The sequence below is a fragment of the Rhodomicrobium vannielii ATCC 17100 genome, from assembly GCF_000166055.1.
Taxonomy (GTDB): domain Bacteria; phylum Pseudomonadota; class Alphaproteobacteria; order Rhizobiales; family Rhodomicrobiaceae; genus Rhodomicrobium; species Rhodomicrobium vannielii.
This window is the reverse complement of the sequence record NC_014664.1, coordinates 2,845,742-2,871,386: the sequence shown is the minus strand read 5'-3', so window position 1 is coordinate 2,871,386 and position 25,645 is coordinate 2,845,742. Positions and strand designations below refer to the sequence as shown.

Annotated in this window: 23 protein-coding genes and 2 tRNA genes; 12 read left to right on the top strand and 13 right to left on the bottom strand. The window is 64.2% G+C overall.

From position 1 onward, the window contains the following. The first annotated feature begins 609 nt into the window (after nucleotides 1-609). Nucleotides 610-1,005, top strand: coding sequence for a hypothetical protein (locus RVAN_RS13310; RefSeq protein ID WP_041787619.1), 396 nt, complete (start codon nucleotides 610-612; stop codon nucleotides 1,003-1,005). A 143-nt stretch (nucleotides 1,006-1,148) separates the two neighbouring features. Here the strand turns inward: RVAN_RS13310 and RVAN_RS13305 are convergent, their stop codons facing one another. Continuing rightward, nucleotides 1,149-2,960, bottom strand: coding sequence for a thiamine pyrophosphate-binding protein (locus RVAN_RS13305; protein ID WP_013420232.1), 1,812 nt, complete (start codon nucleotides 2,958-2,960; stop codon nucleotides 1,149-1,151). A gap of 248 nt (nucleotides 2,961-3,208) precedes the next feature. Further along, nucleotides 3,209-4,075: a class I SAM-dependent methyltransferase gene (locus tag RVAN_RS13300; RefSeq protein WP_013420231.1), complete on the bottom strand. Its 867-nt coding sequence runs from the start codon at nucleotides 4,073-4,075 to the stop codon at nucleotides 3,209-3,211. Nucleotides 4,076-4,195: 120 nt separating this feature from the next. Between RVAN_RS13300 and RVAN_RS13295 the strand changes: the two genes are divergently transcribed. Continuing rightward, on the top strand, nucleotides 4,196-4,459 hold the full coding sequence (locus RVAN_RS13295; protein WP_013420230.1) for a hypothetical protein: 264 nt from the start codon (nucleotides 4,196-4,198) through the stop codon (nucleotides 4,457-4,459). A gap of 72 nt (nucleotides 4,460-4,531) precedes the next feature. After that, nucleotides 4,532-5,026 (top strand): YaiI/YqxD family protein, encoded by a 495-nt coding sequence (locus RVAN_RS13290; protein ID WP_013420229.1) that lies wholly within the window; start codon nucleotides 4,532-4,534, stop codon nucleotides 5,024-5,026. Nucleotides 5,027-5,054: 28 nt separating this feature from the next. Here RVAN_RS13290 and RVAN_RS13285 read toward each other — a convergent pair whose 3' ends face one another. Further along, nucleotides 5,055-6,770, bottom strand: a complete 1,716-nt coding sequence (locus RVAN_RS13285) for a DEAD/DEAH box helicase (protein WP_174261951.1) — start codon at nucleotides 6,768-6,770, stop codon at nucleotides 5,055-5,057. 414 nt (nucleotides 6,771-7,184) lie between these two features. Here RVAN_RS13285 and RVAN_RS13280 point away from each other — a divergent pair, with 414 nt between their 5' ends. From RVAN_RS13280 to RVAN_RS13270, 3 genes are all read left to right on the top strand, one after another. Continuing rightward, a complete protein-coding gene (locus RVAN_RS13280; protein ID WP_013420227.1) occupies nucleotides 7,185-8,174 on the top strand; it encodes a 2-hydroxyacid dehydrogenase in 990 nt (329 codons plus the stop codon). Between the two features lie 78 nt (nucleotides 8,175-8,252). Then, the gene (gene glyS, locus RVAN_RS13275) at nucleotides 8,253-10,418 is read left to right on the top strand and encodes a glycine--tRNA ligase subunit beta (protein ID WP_013420226.1); all 2,166 of its coding nucleotides are present in this window, start codon (nucleotides 8,253-8,255) and stop codon (nucleotides 10,416-10,418) included. A gap of 51 nt (nucleotides 10,419-10,469) precedes the next feature. Next, nucleotides 10,470-10,760: a hypothetical protein gene (locus RVAN_RS13270; RefSeq protein ID WP_041787617.1), complete on the top strand. Its 291-nt coding sequence runs from the start codon at nucleotides 10,470-10,472 to the stop codon at nucleotides 10,758-10,760. A gap of 16 nt (nucleotides 10,761-10,776) precedes the next feature. Here RVAN_RS13270 and RVAN_RS13265 read toward each other — a convergent pair whose 3' ends face one another. The 4 genes from RVAN_RS13265 to RVAN_RS13250 all read right to left on the bottom strand — a co-directional run bounded on the left by RVAN_RS13265 (nucleotide 10,777) and on the right by RVAN_RS13250 (nucleotide 13,294). Continuing rightward, nucleotides 10,777-11,235, bottom strand: a complete 459-nt coding sequence (locus RVAN_RS13265; protein WP_013420225.1) for an RrF2 family transcriptional regulator — start codon at nucleotides 11,233-11,235, stop codon at nucleotides 10,777-10,779. A gap of 468 nt (nucleotides 11,236-11,703) precedes the next feature. After that, nucleotides 11,704-11,780, bottom strand: a tRNA-Met gene (locus RVAN_RS13260). 233 nt (nucleotides 11,781-12,013) lie between these two features. Further along, nucleotides 12,014-12,364 carry a lipid-A-disaccharide synthase N-terminal domain-containing protein gene (locus RVAN_RS13255; RefSeq protein ID WP_013420224.1) on the bottom strand — a complete coding sequence of 117 codons (351 nt, stop codon included), beginning with the start codon at nucleotides 12,362-12,364 and terminating at the stop codon, nucleotides 12,014-12,016. A gap of 138 nt (nucleotides 12,365-12,502) precedes the next feature. Then, the gene (locus tag RVAN_RS13250) at nucleotides 12,503-13,294 is read right to left on the bottom strand and encodes a glycosyltransferase family 2 protein (RefSeq protein WP_013420223.1); all 792 of its coding nucleotides are present in this window, start codon (nucleotides 13,292-13,294) and stop codon (nucleotides 12,503-12,505) included. Nucleotides 13,295-13,477: 183 nt separating this feature from the next. Here RVAN_RS13250 and RVAN_RS13245 point away from each other — a divergent pair, with 183 nt between their 5' ends. Beyond that, nucleotides 13,478-14,245 carry a hypothetical protein gene (locus tag RVAN_RS13245; RefSeq protein WP_041787614.1) on the top strand — a complete coding sequence of 256 codons (768 nt, stop codon included), beginning with the start codon at nucleotides 13,478-13,480 and terminating at the stop codon, nucleotides 14,243-14,245. A gap of 63 nt (nucleotides 14,246-14,308) precedes the next feature. Further along, nucleotides 14,309-16,069 carry a glucan ABC transporter ATP-binding protein/ permease gene (locus RVAN_RS13240; RefSeq protein WP_013420222.1) on the top strand — a complete coding sequence of 587 codons (1,761 nt, stop codon included), beginning with the start codon at nucleotides 14,309-14,311 and terminating at the stop codon, nucleotides 16,067-16,069. A gap of 32 nt (nucleotides 16,070-16,101) precedes the next feature. Here the strand turns inward: RVAN_RS13240 and RVAN_RS13235 are convergent, their stop codons facing one another. The 3 genes from RVAN_RS13235 to RVAN_RS13225 are packed head-to-tail and all read right to left on the bottom strand — an operon-like array spanning nucleotide 16,102 to nucleotide 18,514. Beyond that, nucleotides 16,102-16,722, bottom strand: coding sequence for a Smr/MutS family protein (locus RVAN_RS13235; RefSeq protein WP_013420221.1), 621 nt, complete (start codon nucleotides 16,720-16,722; stop codon nucleotides 16,102-16,104). Between the two features lie 26 nt (nucleotides 16,723-16,748). Continuing rightward, on the bottom strand, nucleotides 16,749-17,816 hold the full coding sequence (gene mltA, locus RVAN_RS13230; protein WP_013420220.1) for a murein transglycosylase A: 1,068 nt from the start codon (nucleotides 17,814-17,816) through the stop codon (nucleotides 16,749-16,751). Further along, nucleotides 17,813-18,514: a Tim44/TimA family putative adaptor protein gene (locus RVAN_RS13225; RefSeq protein WP_013420219.1), complete on the bottom strand. Its 702-nt coding sequence runs from the start codon at nucleotides 18,512-18,514 to the stop codon at nucleotides 17,813-17,815. The genes mltA and RVAN_RS13225 overlap by 4 nt, the downstream gene beginning before the upstream one ends. 203 nt (nucleotides 18,515-18,717) lie before the next feature. Here RVAN_RS13225 and RVAN_RS19110 point away from each other — a divergent pair, with 203 nt between their 5' ends. Then, nucleotides 18,718-19,251 (top strand): FxsA family protein, encoded by a 534-nt coding sequence (locus RVAN_RS19110; protein ID WP_013420218.1) that lies wholly within the window; start codon nucleotides 18,718-18,720, stop codon nucleotides 19,249-19,251. Nucleotides 19,252-19,846: 595 nt separating this feature from the next. Here the strand turns inward: RVAN_RS19110 and RVAN_RS13215 are convergent. From RVAN_RS13215 to RVAN_RS13205, 3 genes are all read right to left on the bottom strand, one after another. After that, a tRNA-Pro gene (locus tag RVAN_RS13215) sits at nucleotides 19,847-19,923 on the bottom strand. A 142-nt stretch (nucleotides 19,924-20,065) separates the two neighbouring features. Next, on the bottom strand, nucleotides 20,066-20,815 hold the full coding sequence (locus tag RVAN_RS13210) for an SDR family oxidoreductase (protein ID WP_013420217.1): 750 nt from the start codon (nucleotides 20,813-20,815) through the stop codon (nucleotides 20,066-20,068). 101 nt (nucleotides 20,816-20,916) lie between these two features. Beyond that, entirely contained in the window at nucleotides 20,917-22,365 is a 1,449-nt protein-coding gene (locus RVAN_RS13205; RefSeq protein WP_013420216.1) for a tryptophanase, read from the bottom strand. Between the two features lie 189 nt (nucleotides 22,366-22,554). Here RVAN_RS13205 and RVAN_RS13200 point away from each other — a divergent pair, with 189 nt between their 5' ends. The 3 genes from RVAN_RS13200 (at nucleotide 22,555) to leuD (ending at nucleotide 25,603) form a co-directional block, all read left to right on the top strand. Further along, nucleotides 22,555-23,382, top strand: coding sequence for a class I SAM-dependent methyltransferase (locus tag RVAN_RS13200; RefSeq protein ID WP_013420215.1), 828 nt, complete (start codon nucleotides 22,555-22,557; stop codon nucleotides 23,380-23,382). 95 nt (nucleotides 23,383-23,477) lie between these two features. Next, the gene (locus RVAN_RS13195) at nucleotides 23,478-24,950 is read left to right on the top strand and encodes an amidase (protein ID WP_013420214.1); all 1,473 of its coding nucleotides are present in this window, start codon (nucleotides 23,478-23,480) and stop codon (nucleotides 24,948-24,950) included. Nucleotides 24,951-24,997: 47 nt separating this feature from the next. Next, complete coding sequence (leuD, locus tag RVAN_RS13190; RefSeq protein WP_013420213.1) at nucleotides 24,998-25,603, top strand: 3-isopropylmalate dehydratase small subunit; 606 nt, start codon at nucleotides 24,998-25,000, stop codon at nucleotides 25,601-25,603. The last annotated feature ends 42 nt before the right edge of the window (nucleotides 25,604-25,645 follow it).

The following is a 25,645-nucleotide window of genomic DNA, read 5'->3' as shown; positions in this document are numbered from 1 at the left end:
GCACAGCGCGAGCGGAGCGCCGCGTTCCGCCCTTTCGTCTCCCCGATCTACTTGGCAAAGACTTCCAAAATCGCTCGCCGCCATCCCGATCCGACGCACCGCGAGCGGTGAGAACCGCGATGCGCGGAGAGGCGCGTTTCGTCGCATCGCCCCGTCCGCGTCGTTACCCCTTTGTCACAAACTGCCTTTTCTTGCGCGCCTGGCGGGTGCGTTGTCGCAGCGTTGGCGACGCGAAGCAGGCGTTGATCTCGTTTTTTATGTCAGCTCCACGCAAGGTTGTTCGGAAATGATTGCGCCAACATCTGTTTTTGACGAATCACCCCGTTAATAGCCCCTTGTGTGTGTATAAACATGCACGCGTGTGTATAGACCGACATACTATTGCACCTTTCTCACACGTTCTGAGCTTTCGTGCATTTCGATTTGGCTAAGTTACGGAATTAACGAAATAGTAACCAGTTCAGTTGTTGTTAGGAGGGGTCCTATTCTGAAGCTCACCGGTCTCGTCGCCGCGCCGCATCAGCCAAACGCAACACACGGGGAATTGCTATGACTCAGATTAACACCCGGACGATCGTCGTCCTGTTGGCGTGTTTTGTGGCGTTAGTAGTGCTTGTTAAGTCCCAGCACGGCCGCGTTTCCGCCGCCGTCATTCCGCAAGCTTCCGTCGTCAAGACGGCGGCCGCCGAAGCGCCCAAGTCCGTCCAGGCAGTGGCCTACAGGGTTGCTTCCGGCATTCAGGTCATTCCTGCCGAGAAGTGCAATATCGCCCTCAAGAGCGGCGGCGCTTTCGCCGTTCTCGCCGAGCCGGTCGCCTGCAACGGCGTCGCCATCGAATCCGTGAAGATCAACGTCGCCGAGAAGCCCTGCGCGACTGCGGGCAAGTCGGACTTCCGTACGCTCAGCCACTCCACGGTCCTCAACGGCAAGTTCGGCGTTTACGTCGAGAACAAGCCTCAGGCGCGCTGCTTCGAAGTCGCCGAGATCACGGGCAAGTATCTTTGATACAGCCTCTAACGAAGATGCGGGAGGCGGAAGCGCCGCCTCATCCGCGAAAAAGAACCAAAAGGCGGCCACCTCGGCCGCCTTTTTGCATTTGATCCGCTTCCGGAAATCTCTCGGCTGGCATGCGCCCTTGCGCCGCCTCCTCACATCGAGATCGACCCTTCGCGGAAGCTGGTCCGGTCGAGCCATACATTGACCAGCACGGGTCTTCCGGCTTTCGCAGCGGCACGCGCACGCCGAAGCGCTTCGGGCACCTCCGCATTCGTCTTCACCAGAATACCTTCCGCGCCGAAGCCCGCCGCAACCTCGTGATAGGCCGTGCGCGCAAGCACGGTGCCGACGTCGTCGCCCAGAACCTTCTCCTGCTCGCGCGCGATCTGCGTCCAGCCTGCATCGTTGCCGACGACCGCGATCACCGGAATGCCATGCCGCACGAAGGTATCGAATTCCGCGAGGCTGTAGCCACAAGCACCGTCGCCGAACAGCACCCAAATTTCCGCGTCCGGCCGCGCCAGCGCCGCGCCGAGTGCGAAGCCCGCACCGACGCCGAGCGTGCCGAATGCGCCGGGATCGAGCCAGCTCAAAGGCCTGCGCGGGCGCACGATGTACGACGCCGTCGCGACAAAATCGCCACCATCCGCCACGAAAATCGCGTTTTCGCCCGCCTCCCGGTCGAGCGCGCGGAAAAAGGCGACGGGATTCACATGCGCGCCCTCGGTTGCCGCTTGCGCGTCGATATCGGTTTCGCGCGCGGCATCGCGAGCACGAAGCGACGCGAGCCAGTCGTCGCGGTGAATGCGGCCTCTCTCGGCGAGCGCGCGCAGGAAAAGCGCCGCGTCCCCGATGGCTTCGATAGTGGCGCGGCGATTGAGGCGCGCATCCTTGCGGCTGCGGTTGGCCGCGATCAGCGTGGCCGTGTTGCGGATCTGCTTGCCGTAGTCGAGCCGGAAATCGCACGGCACGCCCGCGAGGATCACGCAGTCGGACTCCTTCAGCGCGTTGCGCCGCTGATGCCGCAACTGGAGCGGATGATCGCGGCCCAAGAGCCCGCGCGCCATGCCAGACAGGTAGACCGGGATGCCGAGCCGTGTGATCGCTTCGGCCAGCGCCGCCGCGTCCGTGCCCGTCGCGAGCGCCTGACTGCCGATGATGGCAAGCGGCCGTTCCGCTTTCGAAAGCGCTGCCGCGGCCGCGTTCACGCTCGACGACGCCGGGGTGGGAATGCGGATCTTTCGCGGGCGTGGCGTTGCAGGCGCCTTCGTGCCCCCGAACATTTTTTCCAGATGCCGGTGGAGATAAAATCGCAGTGCCCGCGCGCCGAGAGACTGCCCCCTGCCGCCCGCCTCCGCGTACCACTGGCGCACGAGCGCTTCGGGATACAGCAGGTCGATGGGGCATTCGATGAACGCCGGTCCTTGCACACCCTCGCGTGCCACGGCGAACGCGTCCTCCAGCGCCGGGCCGATGTCGCGCACGCGGCGGACTTGCTTCACGATCTTGACATGAGGCGCGACGACGGGGCGCTGGTCGATGTCCTGGAGCGCGCCGCGCCCTTGCAGCATGGTCGGTGCCGCGCCGCCGAACAGGATCAGCGGCGACTGTGCAAGCTGCGCGTTCTTGAGCGGTGTGACGATGTTCGTAAGGCCGGGGCCAGCGGTCACAGCTGCGACGCCTGGCACGCCCGACAGCCGAGCCATGGCGTCGGCAGCGAAAGCGGCCGTGGCTTCGTGGCGCGTGTCGACGATGCGAATGCCTGCATCCTTCGCGCCGATGAGGATCGGCGAGATATGCCCGCCGCACAGCGTGAAGATCGCGGTCACGCCCTGCGCCTTCAGCGATGCCGCAATCACATCGCCAGCATGCCGCGCCGAGTTCGCCGGCACCTCACCCTGTGCTTCGCCTCTGCTCGCGGCGACGCGGTCGCGCGTGTGCCCCTTTTCCAGCACTACGGCCATCGATTCCTCCCCTTGCCCGGCGCGTCTTGGCGCGCAGCCGTGGCGAGGGGCAGTCTATACGCGGAAGGTGGTGCGCTCTACGAGCCTATGGTCGGGGATTACGTCAGTGGTCCGATTTCCGGCATTACCTTTGCAGCACGCTCGCGAGCAAATGCCGGAATCACAAGCACTACCAGCAACTCTATGATTTTCGTGGAGCTTCTGAATTTGACATTTGATGAGAGCTTTCAGCAACCAGGACTCAAATCTCAAATTCGCTCCACTAGCGCGGTGACGATCCATGCGTTGCCTTGAATGAACACGCCGCCGTCCTCGGCGCGCTCCGCGAATGCCGCGCGCACCGCCTTCCGCGCCTGCTCGCGCACGTCGCCCTGCAATTCGGCCAGCACGCGCGAGAATGGTCCGGTTTCGAAGGCCTGCTCCACGGCGTCCTCGATGGCCGCGTCGCGCGTTTCGCCGACGCCGTAGAGCATCCGGCAGCCGAACGGTTCGAGCGCGATGTGCGAAAATCCGGCGGCCGACAGAATGGACGTCACGCGCGCTGGATCGCCGAAGGAGAATGGACCCGGCGCATTCGGCTCGGCGGGCGGCGCGGGCGGTATGAGCCCCTTCACCGCGCGGGCGGGCAGGCTCACCAGCTCATTTTCGGCCGCCGGACGCCAGCACACGAAGCAAAGCCGCCCGCCCGGCTTCATCGCGCGATGCAAGTTGGCGAATGCGGCGACCGGGTCGGCAAAGAACATCACGCCGAAGCGCGAGAAAAGAAGATCGAACTGCGCGTGTGGCAGGGCATATGTCGCGGCGTCGGCGAGTTCGAAGCGGACCGGCAGGCCGGGCGCGGCCGTCGCGGCACGCTTGCGCGCGAAGCTTAGCATCGGTTCGGAGATGTCCACACCGAGCACGCTGCCGCTTGCGCCGACCTTGTCCGCGAGGAGGAATGTCGTCGTCCCCGCGCCGCAGCCCACGTCGAGCACGGATTCGCCCGGCTTCGGCGCGGCCTTATCGAGCGCGGCGCGGCCAAGCGGCGCAAGCATGCGGTCGATGCGCTCGTGGTTGACCACCCAGATTTCGCCCTTGCGCCCATTCCATTCCGCGCTTCGACCGTTTTCCGCCATGGCCGGTTCTCCTTTTTTCGCTCCGAGGCATAAAAGCACCGAGCTTGACAATATCAAGAACGAAGCGATTTCTTTGACGGTGCCCACCTTTGCGTTTTTATTATTGTCTGGAGAGAGCCGATGAATTTCCGCGCCAAAACGATTGCGTTGCTTGCTTCGCTTGCCCTGACTTCAACCGCCTCCGCCGCCCGGCCCGAATGCGATATCGCATCGGATCTCTACAATCAGGCGGTCGAAGACGTCGCCGAGAAGATGGCCGCCTACAGGCAATGTCTCGCGGAAAGCGAGGGAGCCGACAATTGTTCGACTGAGTTCAAGCGGCTCAGGTCTGCTCAGGACAACCTCGAATCCGCTGTTGGCGACGTGCAGAACGATTGTTACTGAGTCATAGGCAAGGCTGCGGCGGTATTCGTCGCGCCCGCCGCACGTTGGCGCGAAACAAACAAGGAGCAACGTTTGACCGAGCCCGCCAGGCCGATCACAATTTATGTCGACGCCGACGCATGCCCGGTGAAAGCGGAGGTTTACCGCGTGGCCGAGCGGTGCGCGCTCAAGGTTTATGTGGTGAGCAACAGCGCGATACAGATTCCGAAGTCGCCTCTGATCGAGCGCGTGCTCGTTGGCAGCAACGCCGACGCGGCGGACGATTGGATCGCAGAGCGGGTATCCCGCGGCGCCATCGTCATCACCGCAGATGTGCCGCTCGCGCATCGCTGCGTCAGGGCTGGCGCGGATGTCATCTCGCCGACCGGCCGCGCGCTGACGGATGCCTCGATCGGGATGGCGCTCGCCACACGCGACCTGATGGCCGATCTTCGATCTGCGGGGCAAGTCACCGGCGGGCCGAAACCGTTTCAGCCGCGCGACCGAGCCAATTTCCTGTCGGCGCTCGATCTTGCAGTTGTCCGTTTGAAGCGCGACGGCTTCGGCGGCGCGACGGGGATCGCCTGAGCGGTTCCCCGTCTTTTGCCTAGCCGATTCAGGCCTTGCGCGCGCCCGCCGCAGCCTGCGGCGGTTTCCTGCCACGTGCGCCGGGCATCTTGCGGCTTCTTTTCATTGCGCCCGACCGAGGTGAATCCGCGTAGCTCGCGCGCGGCTCGGGTCGACCGTTCATCGGCACAATCGTGATCGTGTCGTCGCGCCGTCCCGTTTGGGCAAGGGCGCGGGTGAAGTCTGGTGCGGCGCGCGCGCTCACCTCGAACATGCTCTCGCCCTCAAGGATCTGGATAGCGCCGATCTCCCGGCTCGTGACATCGCCGGCCTTGCAGATGAGGGGCAGTATCCAGCGCGGCTCGGCGCGCTGCTTCCGTCCAACCGAAACCCGAAACCAGACGCCGCCTTCGAAATCGCCGCGCGGGGCCTCGACTTCGCTGGCGTCGCGTCCGCTGTCCACAAACTCTTCCGGTGTCGGGCGACGCGTCTGATTTTGGCGGAAGAACGCCGCCGCGATTTGTTCGGGGCTTTTCGTGGCGAGCAAATCGCGCGCGAAATCGGCTTCTTCGTCGGTGAGGGGGCCTTCCAGCGAAGGGTCGTTCATGAGTCGTTCGCGGTCGCGCTGGATGATCGTCTCGGCGCTCGGAACCGGCATCCATGAGACCTTCACCTTCGCGGCCTGTAGCAGCTTGTCGACGGTCCGGCGCTTGCTGTGCGGCGTGATGAGAACGCTGACGCCGCTTCGGCCCGCGCGCCCGGTTCGCCCACTGCGATGCAGAAGCGCCTCGCCGTCCTTCGGCAAATCGGCGTGAATGACGAGGTCGAGAGTCGGCAGATCGATGCCGCGCGAGGCCACGTCCGTCGCGACGCACACCTGCGCCCGGCCGTCACGCATTGCCTGAAGCCCGCGCGTGCGCTCGGTCTGGCTCAATTCGCCCGAGAGCGCCACGACGCCGAACCCGCGATTGCCGAGGCGGCTCGCGAGATGCTTCACGCCTTCGCGCGTGGTGCAGAAGACAAACGCGCTGCTCGCCTCGAAGAAGCGCAAGACGTTGATGACGGCATTTTCCCGCTCGCCCGATGCAACGGCAACGGCCCGATAATCGATGTTGGCGTGCTGCGTCGCGCCGGTATTGGCGGAAATCCTGATGGCGTTTTTCTGAAAGCGCCGGGCGAGAGTTTCGATCGGTTTCGCCACCGTCGCCGAAAACATAAGCGTGCGGCGCTCCGGCGGGGCCGCCTTGAGAATGAACTCCAGGTCTTCCCGGAAGCCCAGATCCAGCATTTCGTCGGCCTCATCGAGAACCATGGCGCGCACGGATGCCATGTCGAGCGAGCCGCGCGTGATGTGGTCGCGAAGGCGTCCCGGCGTGCCGACGACGATATGTGCGCCGCCCGCGAGCGACCGGCGTTCCTGCCGCATGTCCATGCCGCCGACGCAAGACGCAATTCTCGCGCCTGCGGGGGCGTACAGCCATTCGAGTTCGAGGCGCACTTGCAACGCCAGCTCGCGCGTGGGGGCAACGAGGACGGCGAGTGGCTCGGAGTTGGCCGGGAAGCGATCTTCCCCGCGCAGCAATGTGGACGCCATGGCGAGACCGAAAGCGACGGTCTTGCCGGAGCCGGTCTGCGCGGAAACGAGAAGGTCGGATTCGCCGACATCTTCTTCGAGTACGGCGCGCTGCACGTCGGTCAGCGTCGTATACCCTTGTTTGGCAAGCGCCTCCGCGAACAAGGGAGGCACTCCATCAATAGTCATCATGTGAAGCGCTTTCGGTTCTCAATTCAGGGCGGCGGAGGATACGTCGTCAATCCTTAGCGGCAATTGGGGGCAGGCAGCTAAAGCTTTCGACAGCCTTATAAACGGCTGAGGCAGCTTTTTGGACCGCGAAGCATGTTTGTGAGGGTAGCGTAAAATGGCAGCTTTGCGAAGTTTACGCAACTTCCACGGCTTGCGATCGCGAGCGGCATCCGCAAAGCAGAATATTTATGGGATTGGCCCGAGAGCCGCCGAGCAGGAACGAGCCCCGGCCAAGGGGTATATAGAGATCCACAGGCGCACGGATCAACACGGCAGGCTTGTAAGGCTGTCGCATGGCTCTCAGCGCAATATTTCGCCTTGCCAATCGAGGCGCGGCGCGCGATTCAAAGCGAAAATGACTTTTAAAGTCACCTGATGACGTCACCTGAGGCTTGCAAGACGTTGACCAAACCCAAACTCCTCATGACGCGCGTGCTGAGCCCCGCCACCATCGACCGGGCGCGGCGCGACTACGATCTCGACCTGAACGAGGCCGACGTGCCGTTCACGCCGGAAGAACTCATCGCGCGCGCGGCAGGCAAGGACGCGCTGCTCGTCACGCTGGCGGACCGCTTCAGCGCGGACGTGATCGCCAAGCTCGACCGCTCGGTGAAGGTCATCGCCACCTATTCCGTCGGCCATGAACACATCGACCTTCAGGCCGCGAAGGCGCGCGGCATCCGCGTCGCCTATACGCCCGACGCAGTGACGGTGGCGACGGCGGAAATCGGCTTCCTGCTCATCCTTGGCGCGGCGCGGCGCGCGAGTGAGGGCGAGCGGCTGCTCCGCGCCAAGGCGTGGCATGGCTGGCAGCCCATGCAGCTCATCGGGCGGCGGCTCGACGGCAAGAAGCTCGGCATTTACGGCATGGGCAAAATTGGCCAGGCCATCGCCAAACGCGCGCGCGGCTTCGACATGGACATCCATTATTTCAACCGGCGGCCGCTCGTCGCGGCGGCCGCGCGCGGCGCGACCTACCATGCGACGCTCGACAGCCTGCTCGCAGTGACCGACATCCTCTGCATCGCCGCGCCGTCCACGCCCGAAACGCGCGGCTCGATCGATGCCGCCGCGCTCGCGAAGCTCAAGCCGGGCGCCATCGTCACCAACATCGCGCGCGGGGACCTCGTAGTGGACGGCGACCTCATCGCGGCGGTGAAGTCCGGCCACATCGCGCATATCGGCCTCGACGTCTACACGAACGAGCCGAACATCCACCCCGGCTATTACGACCTGGAAAACGCGTTCCTCCTGCCGCACATGGGCACCTCCGTCATCGAGGCGCGCGACGAGATGGGCCGCGACGCCCTCGACAACATCGACGCCGTTCTCGCGGGGCGCGAACCGCCCACCGCGCTCGTCTAGAGTCTTGTTTTGCCGCGCTTTCCGGGCGGAAAACCGCATACACTTTTCCTGAAAGCGCTCTGTACGAAAGCCAACGCCATGCCGAACCTTCTGCTGGAACTGTTCTCCGAGGAAATCCCGGCCCGCCTTCAGGGGCGCGGCGCGGACGATCTCGCAAAGCTCATGACCGAGGCGCTCACGAAGGGCGGCCTGACCGTCGGCGCAACGCGCACCTTGTCGGGGCCGCGCCGCATCGTTTTTATCGCGGATGACGTGCCCGCGCATTCTGCGGCGACGGTCGAGGAGCGCAAGGGGCCGCGCACGAGCGCGCCCGCCAAGGCGCTGGAAGGCTTCGTCAAGGCGGCGGGGCTTAACAGCATCGATGAAGCGCAGGTGGTGAAAGACCCGAAGGGCGATTACTACCTCGCGCGGAGTGAAAAACCCGGCCGCGCCGCCGCCGACATCATCGCGGAGGCCGTGCCGGACATCATCCGCAAGTTTCCCTGGCCGAAGTCGATGCGATGGGGCAACGGGCGGCTGCGCTGGATCAGGCCGCTGCATTCGATCCTGTGTCTTTTCGATGACAAGCCGGTCGCATTCGAGGTGGACGGCATCAAGAGCGGCGACATCACATACGGACATCGCTTCCTGAGTGGCGAAAATATCACTCAACCAAAGGTTGTGAAAGTCGACCGTATTTCAGACTATGCAGATGCATTGATGCACGCTAAGGTTGTGGTCGCAGGAGAACACCGGGCGAAGGCCATCCTTGAGGGCGCGCACACCGCCGCCTCGGATGCCGGGCTCGCTCTTGTTGAAGACCACGGGCTGCTTGCTGAGAATGCGGGGCTCGTCGAGTGGCCCGTGGTCCTTTCCGGCCAATTCGAGGAAAGCTTCCTCGATGTGCCGGAGGAAATCCTGATGACGTCCATGAAGGCGCATCAGAAGTGCTTTTCGCTGCGCTCGGCGAAAACGGGCAAGCTGGCGAACCGCTTCATTCTCGTCTCAAACCTCGAAGCTGAAGACGGCGGCAAGGCCATCGTCGCGGGCAACGAGCGCGTGATCCGCGCGCGCCTCTCCGACGCGAAATTCTTCTGGGAGAACGACCGCAAGCGCCCGCTCGAAGGGCTGACGGCGCTGCTCGGTCAGGTGACGTTCCACGAGAAGCTCGGCACGCAATTTCGGCGCGTAGAGCGCATCAAGGCGCTCGCGCGCGAACTTGCGCCCATCGTCGGCGCAGACCCGGACGATGCCGTGCGCGCGGCGCATCTCGCCAAGGCCGATCTCATGTCGGAGACGGTCGGCGAGTTCCCCGAGCTTCAGGGCATCATCGGCAGTTACATCGCGCTCGCGCAGGGCGAAAAGCCCGCAGTCGCCGACGCCATCGCGGAGCATTACAAGCCGCAGGGGCCGTCCGACGCCGTGCCGACGAACCCCGTCGCCGTCGCCGTAGCGCTCGCCGACAAGCTCGACATGCTTGTGGGCTTCTGGGCCATCGATGAAAAGCCGACCGGCTCGAAAGACCCGTTCGCGCTGCGCCGCGCCGCGCTGGGGGTTATTCGGATTGTGCTGGAGAATGGGCTGCGGGTCGAGTTGATGAAAATCATCGAGAAGGCATCTGAACTGATTGATGAAGATCAGTACGAGCGCGCGATGCGACGGGTCGAAAAGAGCGGAGGAACGGTCGCCTTTGCAAAGACAAGTGTCGAGTGGAATGGAAGGCAGATTGGTACCCGCGAAGCTGAGATGCTGTCCTTCTTCGCCGACCGTCTGAAGGTCTACCTCCGCGATCAGGGCGCGCGTCACGACCTCATCGACGCGGTGTTCGCGCTGCCGGGGCAGGACGATCTGCTCATGGTCGTCCGCCGCGTCGAGGCGCTGGGCCGCTTCCTCGAAACCGACGATGGCAAGAGCCTGTTAGCGCTCGTTCGCCGTGCGCTGAACATCCTGCGCATCGAGGAGAAGAAGGATGCGCGCGCGTTCGACGGCGAACCGGCGGCGAAGCTGCTGAAGGAAAAGGAAGAAAAGGCGCTCGCCTCGGCGGTGAAGGCCGTGGGCAAGGACGTCCGCGCCGCGCTCGCGACCGAGGATTTCGAGGCGGCGATGACGGCGCTGGCGAAGCTCCGTGCGCCGGTGGACGCCTTCTTCGACAAGGTGACGGTGAACGCCGACGCCGCCGACATCCGAGAGAACCGGCTGACGCTGCTGGCGCAGATCCGCGCGCTGACGCTCGACATCGCGGATTTCTCGAAGATCGAGGGATAAAGAAAAGCGGCCGGGGATGCCTCGGCCGCTCAATCATTCCAATGCCCGGCGATGTCCTTTCTCGAAATCCCCGCCGGGCAATTCGTCGCCATCGTCGGTGCACTCGACGCGCTGACACGTGCGGAGATGCATCAACTGACAGAGCGCATCTGGCAGGAGCACGGCTTCACCACCTTGCTTATCACGCACGACGTCGCCGAGGCGGCCACGTTGGCCGACCGCGTTCTGGTTCTGCGCGACGGGCACATCGCGCTCGACCTCGAAATCGACCTCCCGCGCCCGAGGCGCAGCTACGATCCGGCGGTCGCTTCTATCGGAGCGAAAATCCTCAGGGAGGTGTGAGCCCGCGTCGCGCCTGTCAGGCCGCGACCGATGCTCGCGTCGTGTCGACGCGACGTCTGGTCGATTTCAACCCCGCGAATTGGGCGAGTGTGCGATTGTCCAGCACGACGGAAATCGCGTTGCGTACCTCCACCATGATGGCGCGGACTTCGCATTCGCCGCAATCGCAATCGTCACAGGCGCGATAAGCGGTGACGCTCGCGCAAGGAATCGGGGCGAGCGGACCGTCCAGCACGCGCACGATGTCGCCTACGTTAATACTCGATGCCTCTTTCGCCAGGGCGTAACCGCCAGCCTTCCCCTTCTTGGAAAAGACGAACCCCGCCTTGCGCAATTCGCTGAAAATCTGGTCGAGGAACTTTTTCGGAATCGAGTTCGCTTCGGCGATTTCCGAAACCTGAGCGATCTCACCGGGAGCAAGCCGCGCAAGATGCGTCATGGCCTTGAGCCCGTATTTTCCTTTCGCGGTCAGCAACGTATTTCCTTTCTGCCATTTGCCGGAGAAGGATCATAAATTCGCGCGAGAAGCGCATAAATCAAAAAACATTTCCACGTTCAAAAGTCGATAGAAATTATGGGAAAAGAGCAGGCTCTCGCTGCGTGACACAGACCTCGGCCGTGCGGTGCGTCTCGCTGCCGATCAAGCACGTCTGTAGCGCATGAATGGCTCAATGGATCGCGATGTTCTACCGCGCGAAGCCTACCACCCCGCGCCCTCCCGCGATACGGCAAGGGCTTACTATGGCGAAAGGCACGTTTGCTGTCGCATCGGTGACCGCCGATTCATAGCCGCGACTGTTTTTCGCCGCTGGCGGCAGGCGGTTCGGGGGGACGGAAAAAAATGCATGATCGCCGCCGATTTGTCGAGATCGCGGTCACTGCATCGTCAGCTATGCGGCAAAAACAAAAAGCCGCCAATCCATTGGATTGACGGCTGAATTTTTGGTTGCGGGGGCAGGATTTGAACCTGCGGCCTTCAGGTTATGAGCCTGACGAGCTACCGGGCTGCTCCACCCCGCGTCACAAAGTTGACATAGGCCGTTCGGCCGGAAACCGCAACACATACCTTCATATTTCGGCGAAAAAAGTGGCGGTGCGGTTCCTGATCCGCACAGCGACGCCCGTGCCACGGAATCGGCGGGGCACGCAAAATCCTCCCACCCCATGGAGGTAGCGGCATGGCACCGAAGCTTTATGCGCAAAACTCTTGTCTCTGGCCGCATGCAGACATCGGCCCGGAGCGGTCGCGGAGGCTACTCGGCCGCGCGAAGACCGGCGGGAGCGTTTGCGGCGGCCCGCTCGGAGCGCTTGTGCGCCCATATAAGGTAGATGTTGCGCGCGTAGATGAAAAGACCCGCAAGCTGCCCGAGCATGATCACCGGATCGGCGCGGTGAACGGCGTAGACGAACAGCATCAGGCCGCCTGCAAAGCTGAAATACCAGAAGGTTTCCGGCACGATGCTGCGCTTCACGCGCTCGCTCGCGATCCATTGTAATACGAAGCGCATGAAAAACATGGACTGCGCCGCGAAGCCGAAGATGACCCAAGCCATCTCAACTTCCGAAACCTGCGCCCACCACTGGCTGAACTTTGCAAGGTCCATGCGATCCCCGTACTCGGCTTAAGGCCACGCCGCTAACCCGGCTTGCCGGACCGGCCGAAACGTGCCTCGAAATCCCGCCCGCAAAGAAGCGGACACATCTTATTCACGCGAACCTGCGCCCGCCCCGCTCGAAACGCTTCAATGTGTTTGCCGCGAAGCGACCGTTGCCACCCGACGAATAGGAGCGGCTTCCCTCAGCCGCGCCACGCCGAGCGTATCTTCGATGATTTCCGGCACCCGCGTACGCCGCCTCAGCCACACGATGCCGATCATGTCGTAGATGCCGAGCAGCGCGCGGTTGAAGTTTGTGTATTTCGACTGCCCCGCGATGCGCGGACGGTCGTTCACCGGGACGTACTCCACCTTGTGGCTGTACATCTGAAACAGCGCGGGCATGAAGCGGTGCATGCTCGTGAAGAACGGCAGCCGCAAATACGCCTCGCGCCAGAAAACCTTGATGCCGCAACCCGAGTCCGGGCATTGGTCCTTGAGGATCGCAGCGCGCGCGCGGTTACCGAGAAGGCTCGCGATGCGCCGTGAGCCGACCGCCTTGCGCTTCACGCGCACGCCGCCTACCAGCGCCGGGCCGCCCTTACCGGGCGTGCCGAGGCTCTTCAAAAGGTTAGGGAGGTCGGCGGGATCATTCTGGCCGTCGCCGTCCATCGTAGCGATCAGGGGGCATTGCGCAGCGAGAACGCCCGTGCGGATCGCGGCGCTTTGGCCGGACCGCGCGCGGTGGCGGATGTAGCGCACGCGCGGATCGCGCGCGGCGAGCGCCTTGATTTCCGCGCCGGTCCCATCGGTGCTGCCGTCGTCGATCACGATCACCTCGCCGAGAATCTCAGGCGCGATGGCGCGCAGCGTTTCCTCGACGAGACGGCCGATGTTTCCTTCTTCGTTCAGCGCTGGGATCACCACCGCAACAGTCATGACCGCCACCTTCGCAAGCTCGCTTCCGCGGAGCCCATTTCGATTTCCTTAACCGCTCATAGCAGGCTTTTTCGTGGCCGCACAACCAGTGTGGACAAGCCGTTCACGCGATTCACCCTTTGGTGACGGGTTCATGTGACAGTCAAGACAGCGTAGACGTTCCGATTCCGGCGGCTGGTTTCCATGTTTGAGCGCAGCGCAAGGCCCCATGCGTATCCCGCACCGCTTGCCCTCGGCGCGGACGGCGGCATTGTTACGACGCTTGCGGAACCGATCGTCGGATGGCCCGCCGGAAATCTCGACGGCGCGCCACAGCCTCTCATCCTTCCACCGAATTATCTCGAACCGCTCGCGACAAGCTCCATCGCTTACGGCTGCAATCTGCCGCTCACGCGCGGAGCCGTGCCGACGCCCGTGCTCGGCGCCCAGTTTCCCGACCGCATCGACGGCGGCGGCGAAGCCGAGTTTCTGGCCGCCTCGTTCCCCGCTGGCAACACCGCCGTCATCGGCGCGAAAGGCGAGCGGATCACCCTGCGCCTGCGGTGGGTGTGCGTCTCGGCGGACGCGGGAATCGGCGCGGTGTGGCGTTGTTTCGTCCGCCTCGGCGGTCAGGGCGCGCAAAACGCATGGCACGCCGTCGATCACGATTACATTTTCGAGGCCAAGGGCGGCGCGGCGCTGAACGCACCCGAAGAGATCTCGCTCCCGGTGCGGACGCCGGATGGACGTAGGTTGCGGCTTGTGCATCCCTTCGGCGCGCTGACCTGCTTCGCCTGCGAGGCGGGACGCGTCAAGGTGACGAAGCTTACGCCGGACGGCTGGGCAAAACGCGATGTGGCCCGCCTGTCGCTTCTTGCCGACGACCGCGTCGTGGCCATATTCTCCGACGGGATGCAAAAGACCGTCGGCATCGCCGCCCCGCATGCGAAGCGGACAGCGCGGGCCGCATAGTTTCTCGTCAGCGACGCAAGTGCCAAATTTTTCAACACACACATCCGATCGGGCCGGCGCATCATGAAGATGGCCAGGATATACATTCGCGCCCTCGGCATGCTCACTTCCGAGCGCTGGCTTGCCATGGCGCTCGTTGCTGCGGGCGCGGCCATCGCCATCGTGCAACTTGCCGAGCCGATTCTGTTCGGCCGCGTGGTCGATGCCCTTTCTAAGGGCGATCAGGCGTTCCCGATCATCGCGATCTGGGCCGCGCTCGGGCTTTTCAACATCATCGCGAGCGTCGCGCTGTCGATCATGGCGGACCGCCTCGCGCACAGGCAACGGCTCGCGGCCATGGGCGCGGCGTTCGAGCGCGCGATCAACCTGCCGGTGAGCTATCACGCCCAGCAAGGAACCGGGCGGCTCGTTCGCATCATCCTCGCGGGGACGGACCAGCTTTTCGCGCTGTGGCTCTCGTTCCTGCGGGAGCACCTGACCGCCATCATAAGCATCATCCTGCTCGTGCCGGTGGCCATCTCCATCGACACGCGGCTCGCGGCGCTGCTGGCCGCACTAGCTGTGCTCTATTTCCTCGCCAACACCGTCATCATCAAGCGGACGCAAGGCGGACAGGAGAACGTCGAGGCCTACCATCAGGATGTCTTCGGCCGCGTCGGCGACGTCATCGGCAACGTCACCGTCGTGCAGAGCTATACACGCCTCGTGGACGAGACGAGCGCGCTCCGCAACCTCATGGCCGACCTCCTGCGCGCGCAATATCCCGTGCTGACCTGGTGGGCGATGCTCACCGTGCTGACGCGTGGCGCGGCGACGATTACTATGGTCGCGGTATTCGCCATCGGCTCTATCCTCGCTCAGCGCGGCGAAGTGACGGTGGGCGAGATCGTGGCTTTCGTCGGTTTCGCGGGGCTGCTCATCTCCAAGCTCGACCAGCTTTCGAGCTTCGTGGCGCGCATCTTCATGCAGGCGCCGACGCTGCAAAACTTTTTCGACCTGCTCGATACCAGCGGCATGACCATCGAGAAGACGGGCGCGGTGCCGCTGGAAAACGTGAGGGGCCGCGTCAGCTTCGATCATGTCACCTACCGTTTCCCGGCGAGCGATCAGGGCGTGTTCGAGCTCGATTTCGACGCCGCGCCGGGGCAGACCTTCGCGCTTGTCGGCCCGACCGGCTCGGGCAAGACGACGACGCTCGCACTGCTCCAGCGGCTGCGCGACCCGCAGGAAGGGCGCATCCTCATCGACGACATCGACATCCGCGACGTGACGCTGAACTCGCTGCGCCAGTCCATCGCCGTGGTGTTTCAGGATGCGGGGCTGTTCAATCGTTCGATCGCGGAAAACATCCGCGTGGGGCGCCCCGGAGCGACCGACGAGGAGGTGGAAGAAGCGGCGCGGCTCGCGGAAGCGCATGACTTCATCCTCGCGAAGCCCGGCGGCTACGGCTTTGTCATCGGCGAACGCGGTTCGGCGTTGTCCGGCGGCGAACGTCAACGCATCGCCATCGCCCGCGCGATCCTGAAGAACGCGCCGATTCTGATCCTGGACGAAGCGACGAGCGCGCTCGACAACGAGACCGAATTGAAGATCAAGCGCGCGCTCGACCGCGTGCGGCGCGGGCGCACCACGTTTCTCATCGCGCACCGGCTTTCGACCGTTGCAAGCGCAGACAAGATCCTCGTGCTCGAAAAGGGGCGGATCGTCGAAATGGGCACGTTCGCCGCGTTGGCCGAAGCGGGCGGCATCTTCGAGCGGCTCGTGAAGGCTGGCGACTTCAAGGAAGACGAGCCCGATGCCCCGGCCGCCCGCGCGGCGGAGTAAACCCGGCGCTTCGACTGCGTAATCGTGCAGGCTCAGCCCGGCTTGCCGCGCCTGCGGATCGTCACATACAGCGCGCCGCTACCGCCGTGATGGTGCGCGGATTCGGTGAAGCTCACCACGTGGACGCGAAACTCCGGTTCGGACAGCCAGTGCGGCACAAGCCGCCTCAAAACGCCGCGATTTTCGGTGGTCCAGAAGTCACGGCTGTCGGAATCGGCGCGGCCCCCCTTACCCGTGATAATCAGGACGTGGCGGTGCCCCTCCACCTGACAACGAGCGAGGAAGGCGCGAAGGGTCGCGTAGGCATCGTGCTGGCGGAGGCCGTGCAGGTCGATCCGGGCGTCGATTTCACGGCGCCCGCGCGCGATCTTACGCACGATGCGGTGATCGAAAGGCTGGTGCGGCGGCGGAGTCGGGCGCATCGCGGCGGGCACGGCGCCGGGGCTCGCAACAGGCGCCGCCGCGCGCGTCGGCGCGGTGTCGAGGGGCTTGGCCTTGGTCGTGAGCTGTGGCGCGGGGGCCGCTCCATCGCCTTCCTGCGGCGCAGGCGTGTCCGGTTGCGGGCGCGCAAGAGGCTCGTCATTGCGGGTCACGCGGGCCCACAACTCGATCTCCTCTTTCGAGAGGAGGCGCTTCTTTCGGCGGCCTTCCATCCCTTTTCCCACTTCAATCGCGCTACCTAGCACCTTGGTTGAAACACGATAAAATCGCATGAATGGCGCACTGCGCCAGCACTTTCGCCCGCTGCGTCGCCCGTTCCCGCGAAGATGTCGCCGCGCTGTGGCCCTTTGATCGCCGACCCGGTGTCCTGAGCGACGGTAAGCCGCTGGAACCGGATTCCCTGAAACGTGAGGCCCGGAGCCGAAACCCATAGCAGCGTCCCCGCCGGATGAAAGGCCGGGTCTGTCGCAAGGCTCCTTCCGGGATAAAGTTCCACTCCCGACGAACCGCGCGGCGCGGCGGCGGAGGTGTCGAGTTCGCGGAAAAATATATAGGAGCGGTTTTCGGCGAGAACAGCCTCGCGACCCGGCTCCGCGCGTAGCCACGCCTTCATGCCTTCGAGATGGGCATCCTCGACGCTCAACTCGCCATGCGCGATCAGCCATTTCGAAATGGACGTGTACGGATGGCCGTTCTTGCCGTCGAAGGTCAAACGCACACGCGCGCCATCCTCCAGCACGACGACGCCCGAACCCTGCACATGCATGATGAAGGCGTCCACCGCATCCGCGAGATAGAGAAGCGCGCGCCCACGATCTTCGAGCGCCCCCGCCTCGATTTCACCGCGCGTGAAATACGGCTCGAAACCGGCGGCCGTGGCACGCGCCGCACTCAAGCCCTGTGCAGCGAGCGGATGTTCAGTCGGAAGCAGCGAAAGATCGGGCGGCCGCCGGTAGACCGGAACCGGGAACGCGGCGGAACGCGTGCGCGAGCCCTCAAGAACCGGCTCGAAATAGGATGTGAGAAGGCCCTGTTCTGCGCTCACGCGGCACGGCCGGAAATGCGCCTCGAAGAAGACGCGCGCCGCCTCGCTGTCAGCGAGAACACCGGCCGGATCGCCTGCGGGGCGCTGAAGGTGCGGCGCGAGCGCGGCGGAACGGAGATAGCAGGCCAGCGCGTCCGCATGATTATCGTCGCGCCAGCCGGGGATTGCGTCGAAGTCCATCGGCTCCAGCGAGAGCACGGCGGACGAAGCGCCGCTATGCTGCCAGCGCCAGAGCGCTGCGTCCCGAGCTTCGGCGGTCACGCCGCGTCGGTTGCGACGAGCTGCCAGTTCGGGTTCGGCGAAGACACGTCGCGTGAGAAGGTCCAGATATCGGTGACCTGGCGCACGGCCTTGTCGTCGCCGTCAACCACTTCGCCGTGCTTGTCGCGCGTGGCGGTCACGAGATCGCTCACAAACCGCACCTTAACCTGCGCGACGCGACCCAAAAGCTGGGCCTCGACGATTTCGCTCGACGATATGCCGATGAAGTGAAACTCCACCGTCTCGCCGCTCGCCTCGCGGTCGTTGATCACCACGTTGAAACTGTCGAAGACCTCCGGCGCGAGGAGATGGCGCAGCGTTTCGCGGTCCCCCTTGGCATAGGCGGTGATGATGGATTCGTAGGCGATCTTCGCACCATTGACGAACGACGCCGTGTCGAAAGACGGGTCGGACGTGGCGATCTGGCGCAGGGGCGCGCGCACCGCACTATCCGCGGGGACGTTGCCGAGCCGCTCGTCAACGCTGGGGCCTGCCGATGGAGCGCCGCCTGGTCTCGGCTCCGCTCTCGGAAGCGGAACCACGTTGTCCCGCGTGGGCGCCGCATCGCGCGCATAATTGTCAAGCCGTGTTTCTTCATCGCCGGTTCTGCGGCCAAGCACGCTCCGCAACCGCAGAAAGATGGCCACCGCAACCGCTAAAAGCAAAATATTGGTGAGGTCGAAAATTTCGCTCGTCAAACCGCCGCTCCTGACCCCCGTCGGGCCCGATGTTGTGTGACTACCTGCGCGTGATATAAGGGCTTCGAGGCCCGCTGGCTATAGCCGCGCGCCCTTTGACGCAAGCGTTGCCGAATTCTTTGTATCCTTCTCCGCAAATCGATCTTCGCTCCCATATTAGGGAGTGCGAATTTTCAATCCAACCCCTAGGACCGAGCGTCTCGATGCCCTTCGTCATTCTCTTTCTCATGATTTCGTGGCCGGTGCTGGAGGTGGCCTCCATCATCCAGGTAAGCCGCTGGATTGGCGGCATCCCAACGTTCCTGCTGTTGGCGGCGGGTGTGGCGGTTGGCGCGTTCCTCGTGAAGTCGCAAAGCCGCTTGGTCGGCGTTCGCGTCATGGAAGTGATGCGGTCCGGCGGGTCGCCCGAAAAGACGCTCCTCGACAGCGGGACGACGTCGCTCGCGGGCATCCTGTTCATGATCCCCGGCTTCGTGTCCGACGCGGTGGCGATCCTGCTGCTGCTCCCGGTGGTGCGCGGCTTTTTGTGGCGCGGCGCATCTTACGGCGTGCGGACGCGCGGCGGGAAGTGGCAGGCGCGGCCCCAGCAGGGTGCGCGGCCTGAGCCACAGGGGGACGCGCAAGGCCCGGTGCGCAGCGAAACGGTGATCGACGTCGAGTTTACCGAAGTGCCGCGTGGCGAAGGCAAGGGCGGTTCGAGCGCGAAGCGCACGGATTCGCCCTGGAACAAGGGGTAGAGCGCGGAGCGAACGATTTCCTTCAGAACCTGCCGGTCGCCGAACGACCGCCGACCGCGCGGAAGGAGCGACAACCCCTCGACCCCCGGCGTCGCCCGTGACTTCGACGCTGCGGACGCGCCGCTTTCCTTTTCGGGAGCTGGCTCAGCCTCGAACGCCGCGATGATCTTGCGTTGAACGATGCGCGGTCAAGGGCTCCTTCGGATGGCGGCACTCTTTCGGCGACCTCACGCCGACGAGCACCTTGAAGGGAACGGAAGGGCACCGAAATCCCACGAAGGGAACCGAAAGCCTCATGGATTCTCCACGGGCTGTTCCCGGCGCGGGCACGCCCTCGCCAATGACGCTAGTTGCGCGGCATGCGGACACCAACGAGCGAGTTTTTTTCTCAGGAACGACCTATATGGCCGACGGATCCGCTCGGCGAACGCCTTAAGCCGGTCGGCGTCTGGGGCGACGCGGCCGCTGACGTCCCGCACCACCGCCGGGCTCTCTATACGGGCTTGTCCCAGTCGTCGAGCGGGATGGAGCCAATTGCCCCCCTTTTGAGGAGCTAAGGAAAGGGTCAACAATCCAGCGTCTTCAAGGTGTTTAGTGGTCGGGGCGGAGAGATTCGAACTCCCGACCCTCTGGTCCCAAACCAGATGCGCTACCAGGCTGCGCTACGCCCCGACAGATCAGAACCCGTAGCGCACAAAGAATTTGAGAGCAAGCGCCGTGTGAAAGGCTTTGACCGCAATCGCGCTGCGGAAGGGCCGACGAAGGGGCGCAACCCGTGCTTGCCACGCCGCCGTGCACCTTGGTCGCCCGCGCCCTATATCGTGCGGCCGCCGTCAACCTCCAGCACGACGCCCGTCACGAACGCGGCTTCGTCCGAGGCAAGATAAAGCGCGGCGTTTGCGATGTCGGCAGGCTCGGACAACCGCCCGAGCGGCACCGTGGCGCTGAACTTCGCGCGGTTTTCCGGTGTATCGGGCAACCCCATGAACTGTTCGAGCAGCCCCGTGACGCCCATCACGGGCGCGATGCAATTCACGCGGATCTTCATCGGCGCAAGCTCCACCGCCATCGACCGCGACAGCAGGTTCACCGCGCCTTTCGAGCCGTTGTACCAGGTGAGGCCCGGGCGCGGCCGAATGCCCGCCGTGGACCCGATGTTGAGGATCACGCCGCCGCCGCGCTCCTCCAACACCGGCACGACGGCAAACGCCATGTGATAGATCGACTTCACGTTGATCTCATAGACGCGGTCAAAATCCTCCTCGGACACTTCCAGCATGGGCCGGTTCTTGTGGCTCCAGCCCGCGTTATTCACCACGATGTCGAGGCCGCCGAACGCGTTGAGCGTGTTCGCGACCGCCGTATTGATCTCGCAGCGCTTGGTGACGTCCGCCTTGATCGCGATGGCGGCATCGCCGATCTCGCGAGCTATGGCCCGCGCACCGTCGCCGTTGATGTCGAGCACGGCGACTTTCGCGCCTTCCCGGGCGAACACGCGCGCGATTTCCGCCCCGAAGCCGGAAGCCGCTCCGGTCACTATGGCAACCTTGTGCTGAAGACGCATCCAATCCTCCCGAGTTTTCGCCAGTCTATCACGGGCAGAGCGGATGCTGTGCATGAAAGGGCGGGAGCGCTCCCGTTCCCGCCCTGTCGCTCGGTCTGCGGCTACAGGCTGTCGCCGAAATCCGCGCGGAACTTCGCGACGAGTTTCTCCTGCCAGTCCGAGACGGGCTTCAGGCGCCCGTAGAAGAAGCGCAGGATCTCCGGTTCCTCGACGAACACCAGTCCGTCGATCATCTTGCGGTTCTGGTACAGCCAGTCGATGCGGTCGATCGCGTAATCCACCTGCGAGCGCGTGAATACTCGGCGCGGCATCGCGAGGCGCAGCAATTCCATGTTGGAGAAGACTTCGGTGCCGTCCGGGTTGCGCTGCTCCGACAGGGTGCCGCGTTCCATGCCGCGTACGCCCGACGCGATGTAGCAGGCCGAGGCGAGCGCGCCCGCGCGATATTCCGCCTGCGGGATGTGATCGAGGAAGCGCATCGCGTCGATGTGACAGCCGAGGCCGCCCGCAGGTGTAATCACCGGCACGCCGCGTTTCAGCAGTTCGCTCACCATATAGGCGATGAACTGCGGCCCCTGGTTGATCATGTCTTCGTCCATCGTCTCTTCGAGACCGACGGTCAGCGCCTCGATCTCGCGGACGGACATGCCGCCATAGGTGAGGAAGCCCTCATAGAGCGGCACGAGACCGCGCATGCGCTTGTACAGCCCCTCGTCGCGGATGCAGATGCCGCCGCCGCGCACGCAGCCGAGCTTGCGGGCAGAGAAGTAGATGATGTCGCACAGGTCGGCGACGCGGCGGGTGATTTCGCGGATCGAGAGATCCTTGCAGGAGTCCTCGCGCTCTTTCATGAAATAGAGGTTGTCGGCGAGCAGGCTCGCGTCGAACACGAGGATCAGGCCGTATTTGTCGCACACGCGGCGGACGTCGGCGAGGTTCGCGAGCGAAATCGGCTGGCCGCCGATGAGGTTGGTGCCCGCCTCCATGCGCACGAAGGCGATCTTGTCCGCGCCCTCTTTCCTGGCGAGCGCTTCAAGCGCCTCGATGTCGATATCGCCCTTGAACGGGAGATCGCTCGTGACTTCGAGCCCTTCCTTCTTGACGAGTTCCTCGATAACGCCGCCGTTCAGCACGATGTGCGCCTTGGTCGTCGTGAAGTGATAATTCATCGGCACGATGGTGCCCGGCTTCACGAAGGTCTGCGCGAGGATGTTCTCGCAGGCGCGGCCCTGATGCGTCGGCAGGATGTAGTGCATGCCGAAAAGCTCGCGGAGCTTCGCTTCGAGGCGCGTGTAGGTGGCGCTGCCCGCGTAGCTGTCGTCCGCGATCATCATGGCGGCGAGCTGCTGATCGCTCATCGCGTTCACGCCGCTGTCGGTCAGCATGTCCATGAAGACATCGCAGTTCTGCAACAGGAACGTGTTGTTGCCTGCATCGTCCATTGCCTTGAGCCGGTCCTCGATCGGAAGGAGGGTGAGCTTCTGGACGATGCGGACCTTGTGCATTTCCAGCGGAATGGTTTCGCCGCTGTGGAATTTAATTCTTGGCACGGGGACCTCATGTGAAATTTTTCGTTGACCCGGCGCGAGCGTAACAACCTTTGCCGCCGCAATCCCATGTGGAAATAAGACGCGGCGCTTCGACTTTAGCCTGATGCGGTGCACGGCCGTCTGGCATGCGTCACGGACCCGAAACTCCGCCCGGCGGGTTCCCTCAGCGTATAACTGCGAGGGAGAAATATGACTTCGCGCGAACGCATGATCCGCACCTATGACAAGGCGCTGGTGAGCCGGGGCTACCGGCAGTATTTCGACAACAGCGGCTTCTACAATTTCGGTCTGTGGGACGGGGAGCCTTCCTCGCAGCGCGAGGCAAGCGAAGCGCTGATCGACGAACTCGTTTCATTGATCGGGCATGAGGGCGGGCGAGTGCTGGACGTGGCCTGCGGGCCGGGCGCGTCCACGCAAAGGCTCTGCCGGTCCTATGAGCCGCGCAATGTCACGGCCATCAACATTTCCGAGGCGCAACTCGCCTCGGCGCGCGACCGCGCCCCCGGTTGCACGTTCATCAAGATGGACGCGGCGCATCTCGACTTCCCCGCCGAGAGCTTCGACGCCGTCATGTGCGTCGAAGCCGCCTTCCACTTCGACACGCGACAATCGTTCCTGCGCGAGGCCGCGCGCGTGTTGAAGCCCGGCGGAACGCTCGTCATGACCGACATGCTGTTTCGCGGCTTCATGAAACCCATCGGCAATTTCGGACAGGTTCCGCCCGCGAATTTCATGCGCGACCTCGACGAATATCGGGCGCGGATGGCGAAAGCCGGTTTTGTGGACATCGACGTGCGGGACGCAACGCATGCCTGTCTCGATGGCTTCCGTCGCCACCTGTCTCACTGGCCGGCGGAGGAACGGCGCAAGCACCAAATGTCGCTCGGTCAATCGCTCGTAGCAGGCGTGGTGAGCCGCTCGATTGCGCGGTACTTCGCGGCGGTGTGCAAGACGTATATCATCGCCGCCGCAACAAAGCCGAGCGTCGCGGCCGCGCGGGAGATGCGCGCGGCCTGAGCGCCTCACGCGACGTTCGACGCGGCGGGACATTGGCGAAAAGACATGAAATCGGCTAAGCCCTTGGCGCAGGAACGAATGAAAGGGCTGGCGGGATGAGCGGCTTCGCGGACTACGACGCTTTCGACGGAGTGGGCCTCGCGGAGCTTGTGCGGCGTCGCGAGGTTTCGGCGGGCGAGCTTCTCGCCGAGGCGCGGGCGCGCGCGGATGCCGTGAACCCGGCGCTGAACGCCATCGTCTACCGCCGCGACGCTGAAGCCGCGCGCGAGGCCGACGCCGTGGCGCCGGACGCGCCACTCGCCGGCGTGCCGTTCCTCGTGAAAGACCTCGGGTCGCCGCTCGCGGGCGCGCCGCTCACATGCGGGTCGAAGCTGTTCGCGAATTACGTGCCGGACCATGACGGCGAGATCGTCAAGCGCTTCAAGCGGGCGGGCCTCATCGCCTTCGGCAAGACCAACGTGCCGGAATTTGGCCTCGTGCCGGTGACGGAACCGGTGCTGTTCGGCCCATGCCGCAACCCGTGGGACACAGAGCGCACGCCCGGCGGCTCGTCGGGCGGAGCGGCGGCGGCGGTGGCGGCGGGCGTCGTGCCGATGGCGCATGCGACGGATGGCGGCGGCTCGATCCGCATCCCGGCGAGTTGCTGCGGTCTCGTGGGCCTCAAGACCTCGCGCGGGCTGAACCCGGTTGAACCATTCACGCCGGATTACGTGGTCGATCATGTCGTGAGCCGCACGGTGCGCGACAGCGCCGCCGCGCTCGACGCGACATGCGGGCGTGCGGATGCGGGCTTTCTTGCGGGCCTCGATGCGCCGCCGCCCCGACTGCGCATCGCCGTGGTGCGTTCGGCGATGCTCGCGGGCGCTGTCTCGCCGGTGGTGAAGACTGCGCTCGACGAGGCGGCGCGCCTCCTCGCGTCGCTCGGCCACCATGTGGAGGACGCGGAACCGGCGCTCGATTACGACGCGTTCGCCTCCGCCTTCCTGATCGAATGGGCGACGGGTGCGCGTTTCATACTCGACAAGCTGCCGCCCGCTCTGATTGGCCGCGCCGCCACGAAGGACGATGTCGAGTTCGGTACGTGGACGCTGACAACCATCGGCGGGCACCTCATGTCGCAGCGCGCGGAGGCGCAGGCGACGCTCGCTACGGAAAGCGCGAAGCTCATCGACTTCTTCACGCGCTACGACGTGTTGCTGAGCCCCGTGCTCGCGACGCCGCCGCTCCGCATCAGCGAGGCGGGCGCGCCGTTCCCCGAAAAGACAGCGGCCAAGATCGCCGACGCCGTAGGCTCGCCGGAGCGCATGCGCAGCATCGTCCGCGCGGTGGCCCGCAAGAGTTTCGCTTTCGCCGCCTTCTCCGCGCCGTTCAACATGTCGGGCCAGCCCGCGATTTCGGTGCCGCTGTGCGAGACGCCGGACGGGCTTCCCATCGGCATGCAGTTCGCCGCGCGCATAGGCGATGACGGTCTTCTTCTTCGGCTAGCGCGTGAACTGGAGCAGGCCGCGCCGTGGGGCGAGCGCCGCCCGCGCGTCTGGTCCGGTGCATCCTCTCGCCAACCCGCTTGATTTGCAGCGCGCCTCCCGCTTAAAGGGTAGGAAAAGGAATAAACGCCATGGAAAAATTCACCACGCTGACGAGCGTCGCCGCTCCGCTTCCGCTGATCAACATCGACACCGACATGATCATCCCGAAGCAGTTCCTGAAGACGATCAAGCGCACCGGCCTCGGCAAGTCGCTGTTCTACGAAATGCGCTTTGACGAGCAGGGCAACGAGAACCCGGATTTCGTGCTGAACAAGCCCGCCTATCGCGCGTCGAAGATCCTCGTCGCGGGCGACAATTTCGGCTGCGGTTCGAGCCGCGAGCACGCGCCGTGGGCGTTGCTCGACTTCGGCGTTCGCTGCGTGATCTCGACCTCGTTCGCCGACATCTTCTACAATAACTGCTTCAAGAACGGCATTTTGCCGATCACGGTCAGCCCGGAAGACCTCGCGAAGCTGATGGACGACGCCGAGCGCGGCTCCAACGCTACGCTGACGGTTGACCTCGAAGCGCAGGAAATTCGCGGCCCGGACGGCGGCGTTGTGCGGTTCGACATCGATCCGTTCCGCAAGAAGTGCCTGATCGAGGGGCTCGACGACATCGGCCTCACCATGCAGAAGGCCGACAGCATCGAGCTTTACGAAACGACATCACAGCTTTCGCGCCCTTGGGCTTGATCGCGGCGACCATGAAATCATGCAAAGGCCGGGGTTTCCGGC

What these genes read in the sequence shown, in the direction of transcription:
- RVAN_RS13305 (WP_013420232.1), bottom strand. Translation starts at nt 2,960, where the DNA reads ATGGCCGTAGTGCTGGAAAAGGGGCACACGCGCGACCGCGTCGCCGCG.
- RVAN_RS13300 (WP_013420231.1), bottom strand. Translation starts at nt 4,075, where the DNA reads ATGGCGGAAAACGGTCGAAGCGCGGAATGGAATGGGCGCAAGGGCGAA.
- RVAN_RS13295 (WP_013420230.1), top strand. Translation starts at nt 4,196, where the DNA reads ATGAATTTCCGCGCCAAAACGATTGCGTTGCTTGCTTCGCTTGCCCTG.
- RVAN_RS13285 (WP_174261951.1), bottom strand. Translation starts at nt 6,770, where the DNA reads ATGATGACTATTGATGGAGTGCCTCCCTTGTTCGCGGAGGCGCTTGCC.
- RVAN_RS13280 (WP_013420227.1), top strand. Translation starts at nt 7,185, where the DNA reads ATGACGTCACCTGAGGCTTGCAAGACGTTGACCAAACCCAAACTCCTC.
- glyS (WP_013420226.1), top strand. Translation starts at nt 8,253, where the DNA reads ATGCCGAACCTTCTGCTGGAACTGTTCTCCGAGGAAATCCCGGCCCGC.
- RVAN_RS13270 (WP_041787617.1), top strand. Translation starts at nt 10,470, where the DNA reads ATGTCCTTTCTCGAAATCCCCGCCGGGCAATTCGTCGCCATCGTCGGT.
- RVAN_RS13255 (WP_013420224.1), bottom strand. Translation starts at nt 12,364, where the DNA reads ATGGACCTTGCAAAGTTCAGCCAGTGGTGGGCGCAGGTTTCGGAAGTT.
- RVAN_RS13250 (WP_013420223.1), bottom strand. Translation starts at nt 13,294, where the DNA reads ATGACTGTTGCGGTGGTGATCCCAGCGCTGAACGAAGAAGGAAACATC.
- RVAN_RS13245 (WP_041787614.1), top strand. Translation starts at nt 13,478, where the DNA reads ATGTTTGAGCGCAGCGCAAGGCCCCATGCGTATCCCGCACCGCTTGCC.
- RVAN_RS13240 (WP_013420222.1), top strand. Translation starts at nt 14,309, where the DNA reads ATGAAGATGGCCAGGATATACATTCGCGCCCTCGGCATGCTCACTTCC.
- RVAN_RS13235 (WP_013420221.1), bottom strand. Translation starts at nt 16,722, where the DNA reads ATGGAAGGCCGCCGAAAGAAGCGCCTCCTCTCGAAAGAGGAGATCGAG.
- RVAN_RS19110 (WP_013420218.1), top strand. Translation starts at nt 18,718, where the DNA reads ATGCCCTTCGTCATTCTCTTTCTCATGATTTCGTGGCCGGTGCTGGAG.
- RVAN_RS13210 (WP_013420217.1), bottom strand. Translation starts at nt 20,815, where the DNA reads ATGCGTCTTCAGCACAAGGTTGCCATAGTGACCGGAGCGGCTTCCGGC.
- RVAN_RS13200 (WP_013420215.1), top strand. Translation starts at nt 22,555, where the DNA reads ATGACTTCGCGCGAACGCATGATCCGCACCTATGACAAGGCGCTGGTG.
- RVAN_RS13195 (WP_013420214.1), top strand. Translation starts at nt 23,478, where the DNA reads ATGAGCGGCTTCGCGGACTACGACGCTTTCGACGGAGTGGGCCTCGCG.
- leuD (WP_013420213.1), top strand. Translation starts at nt 24,998, where the DNA reads ATGGAAAAATTCACCACGCTGACGAGCGTCGCCGCTCCGCTTCCGCTG.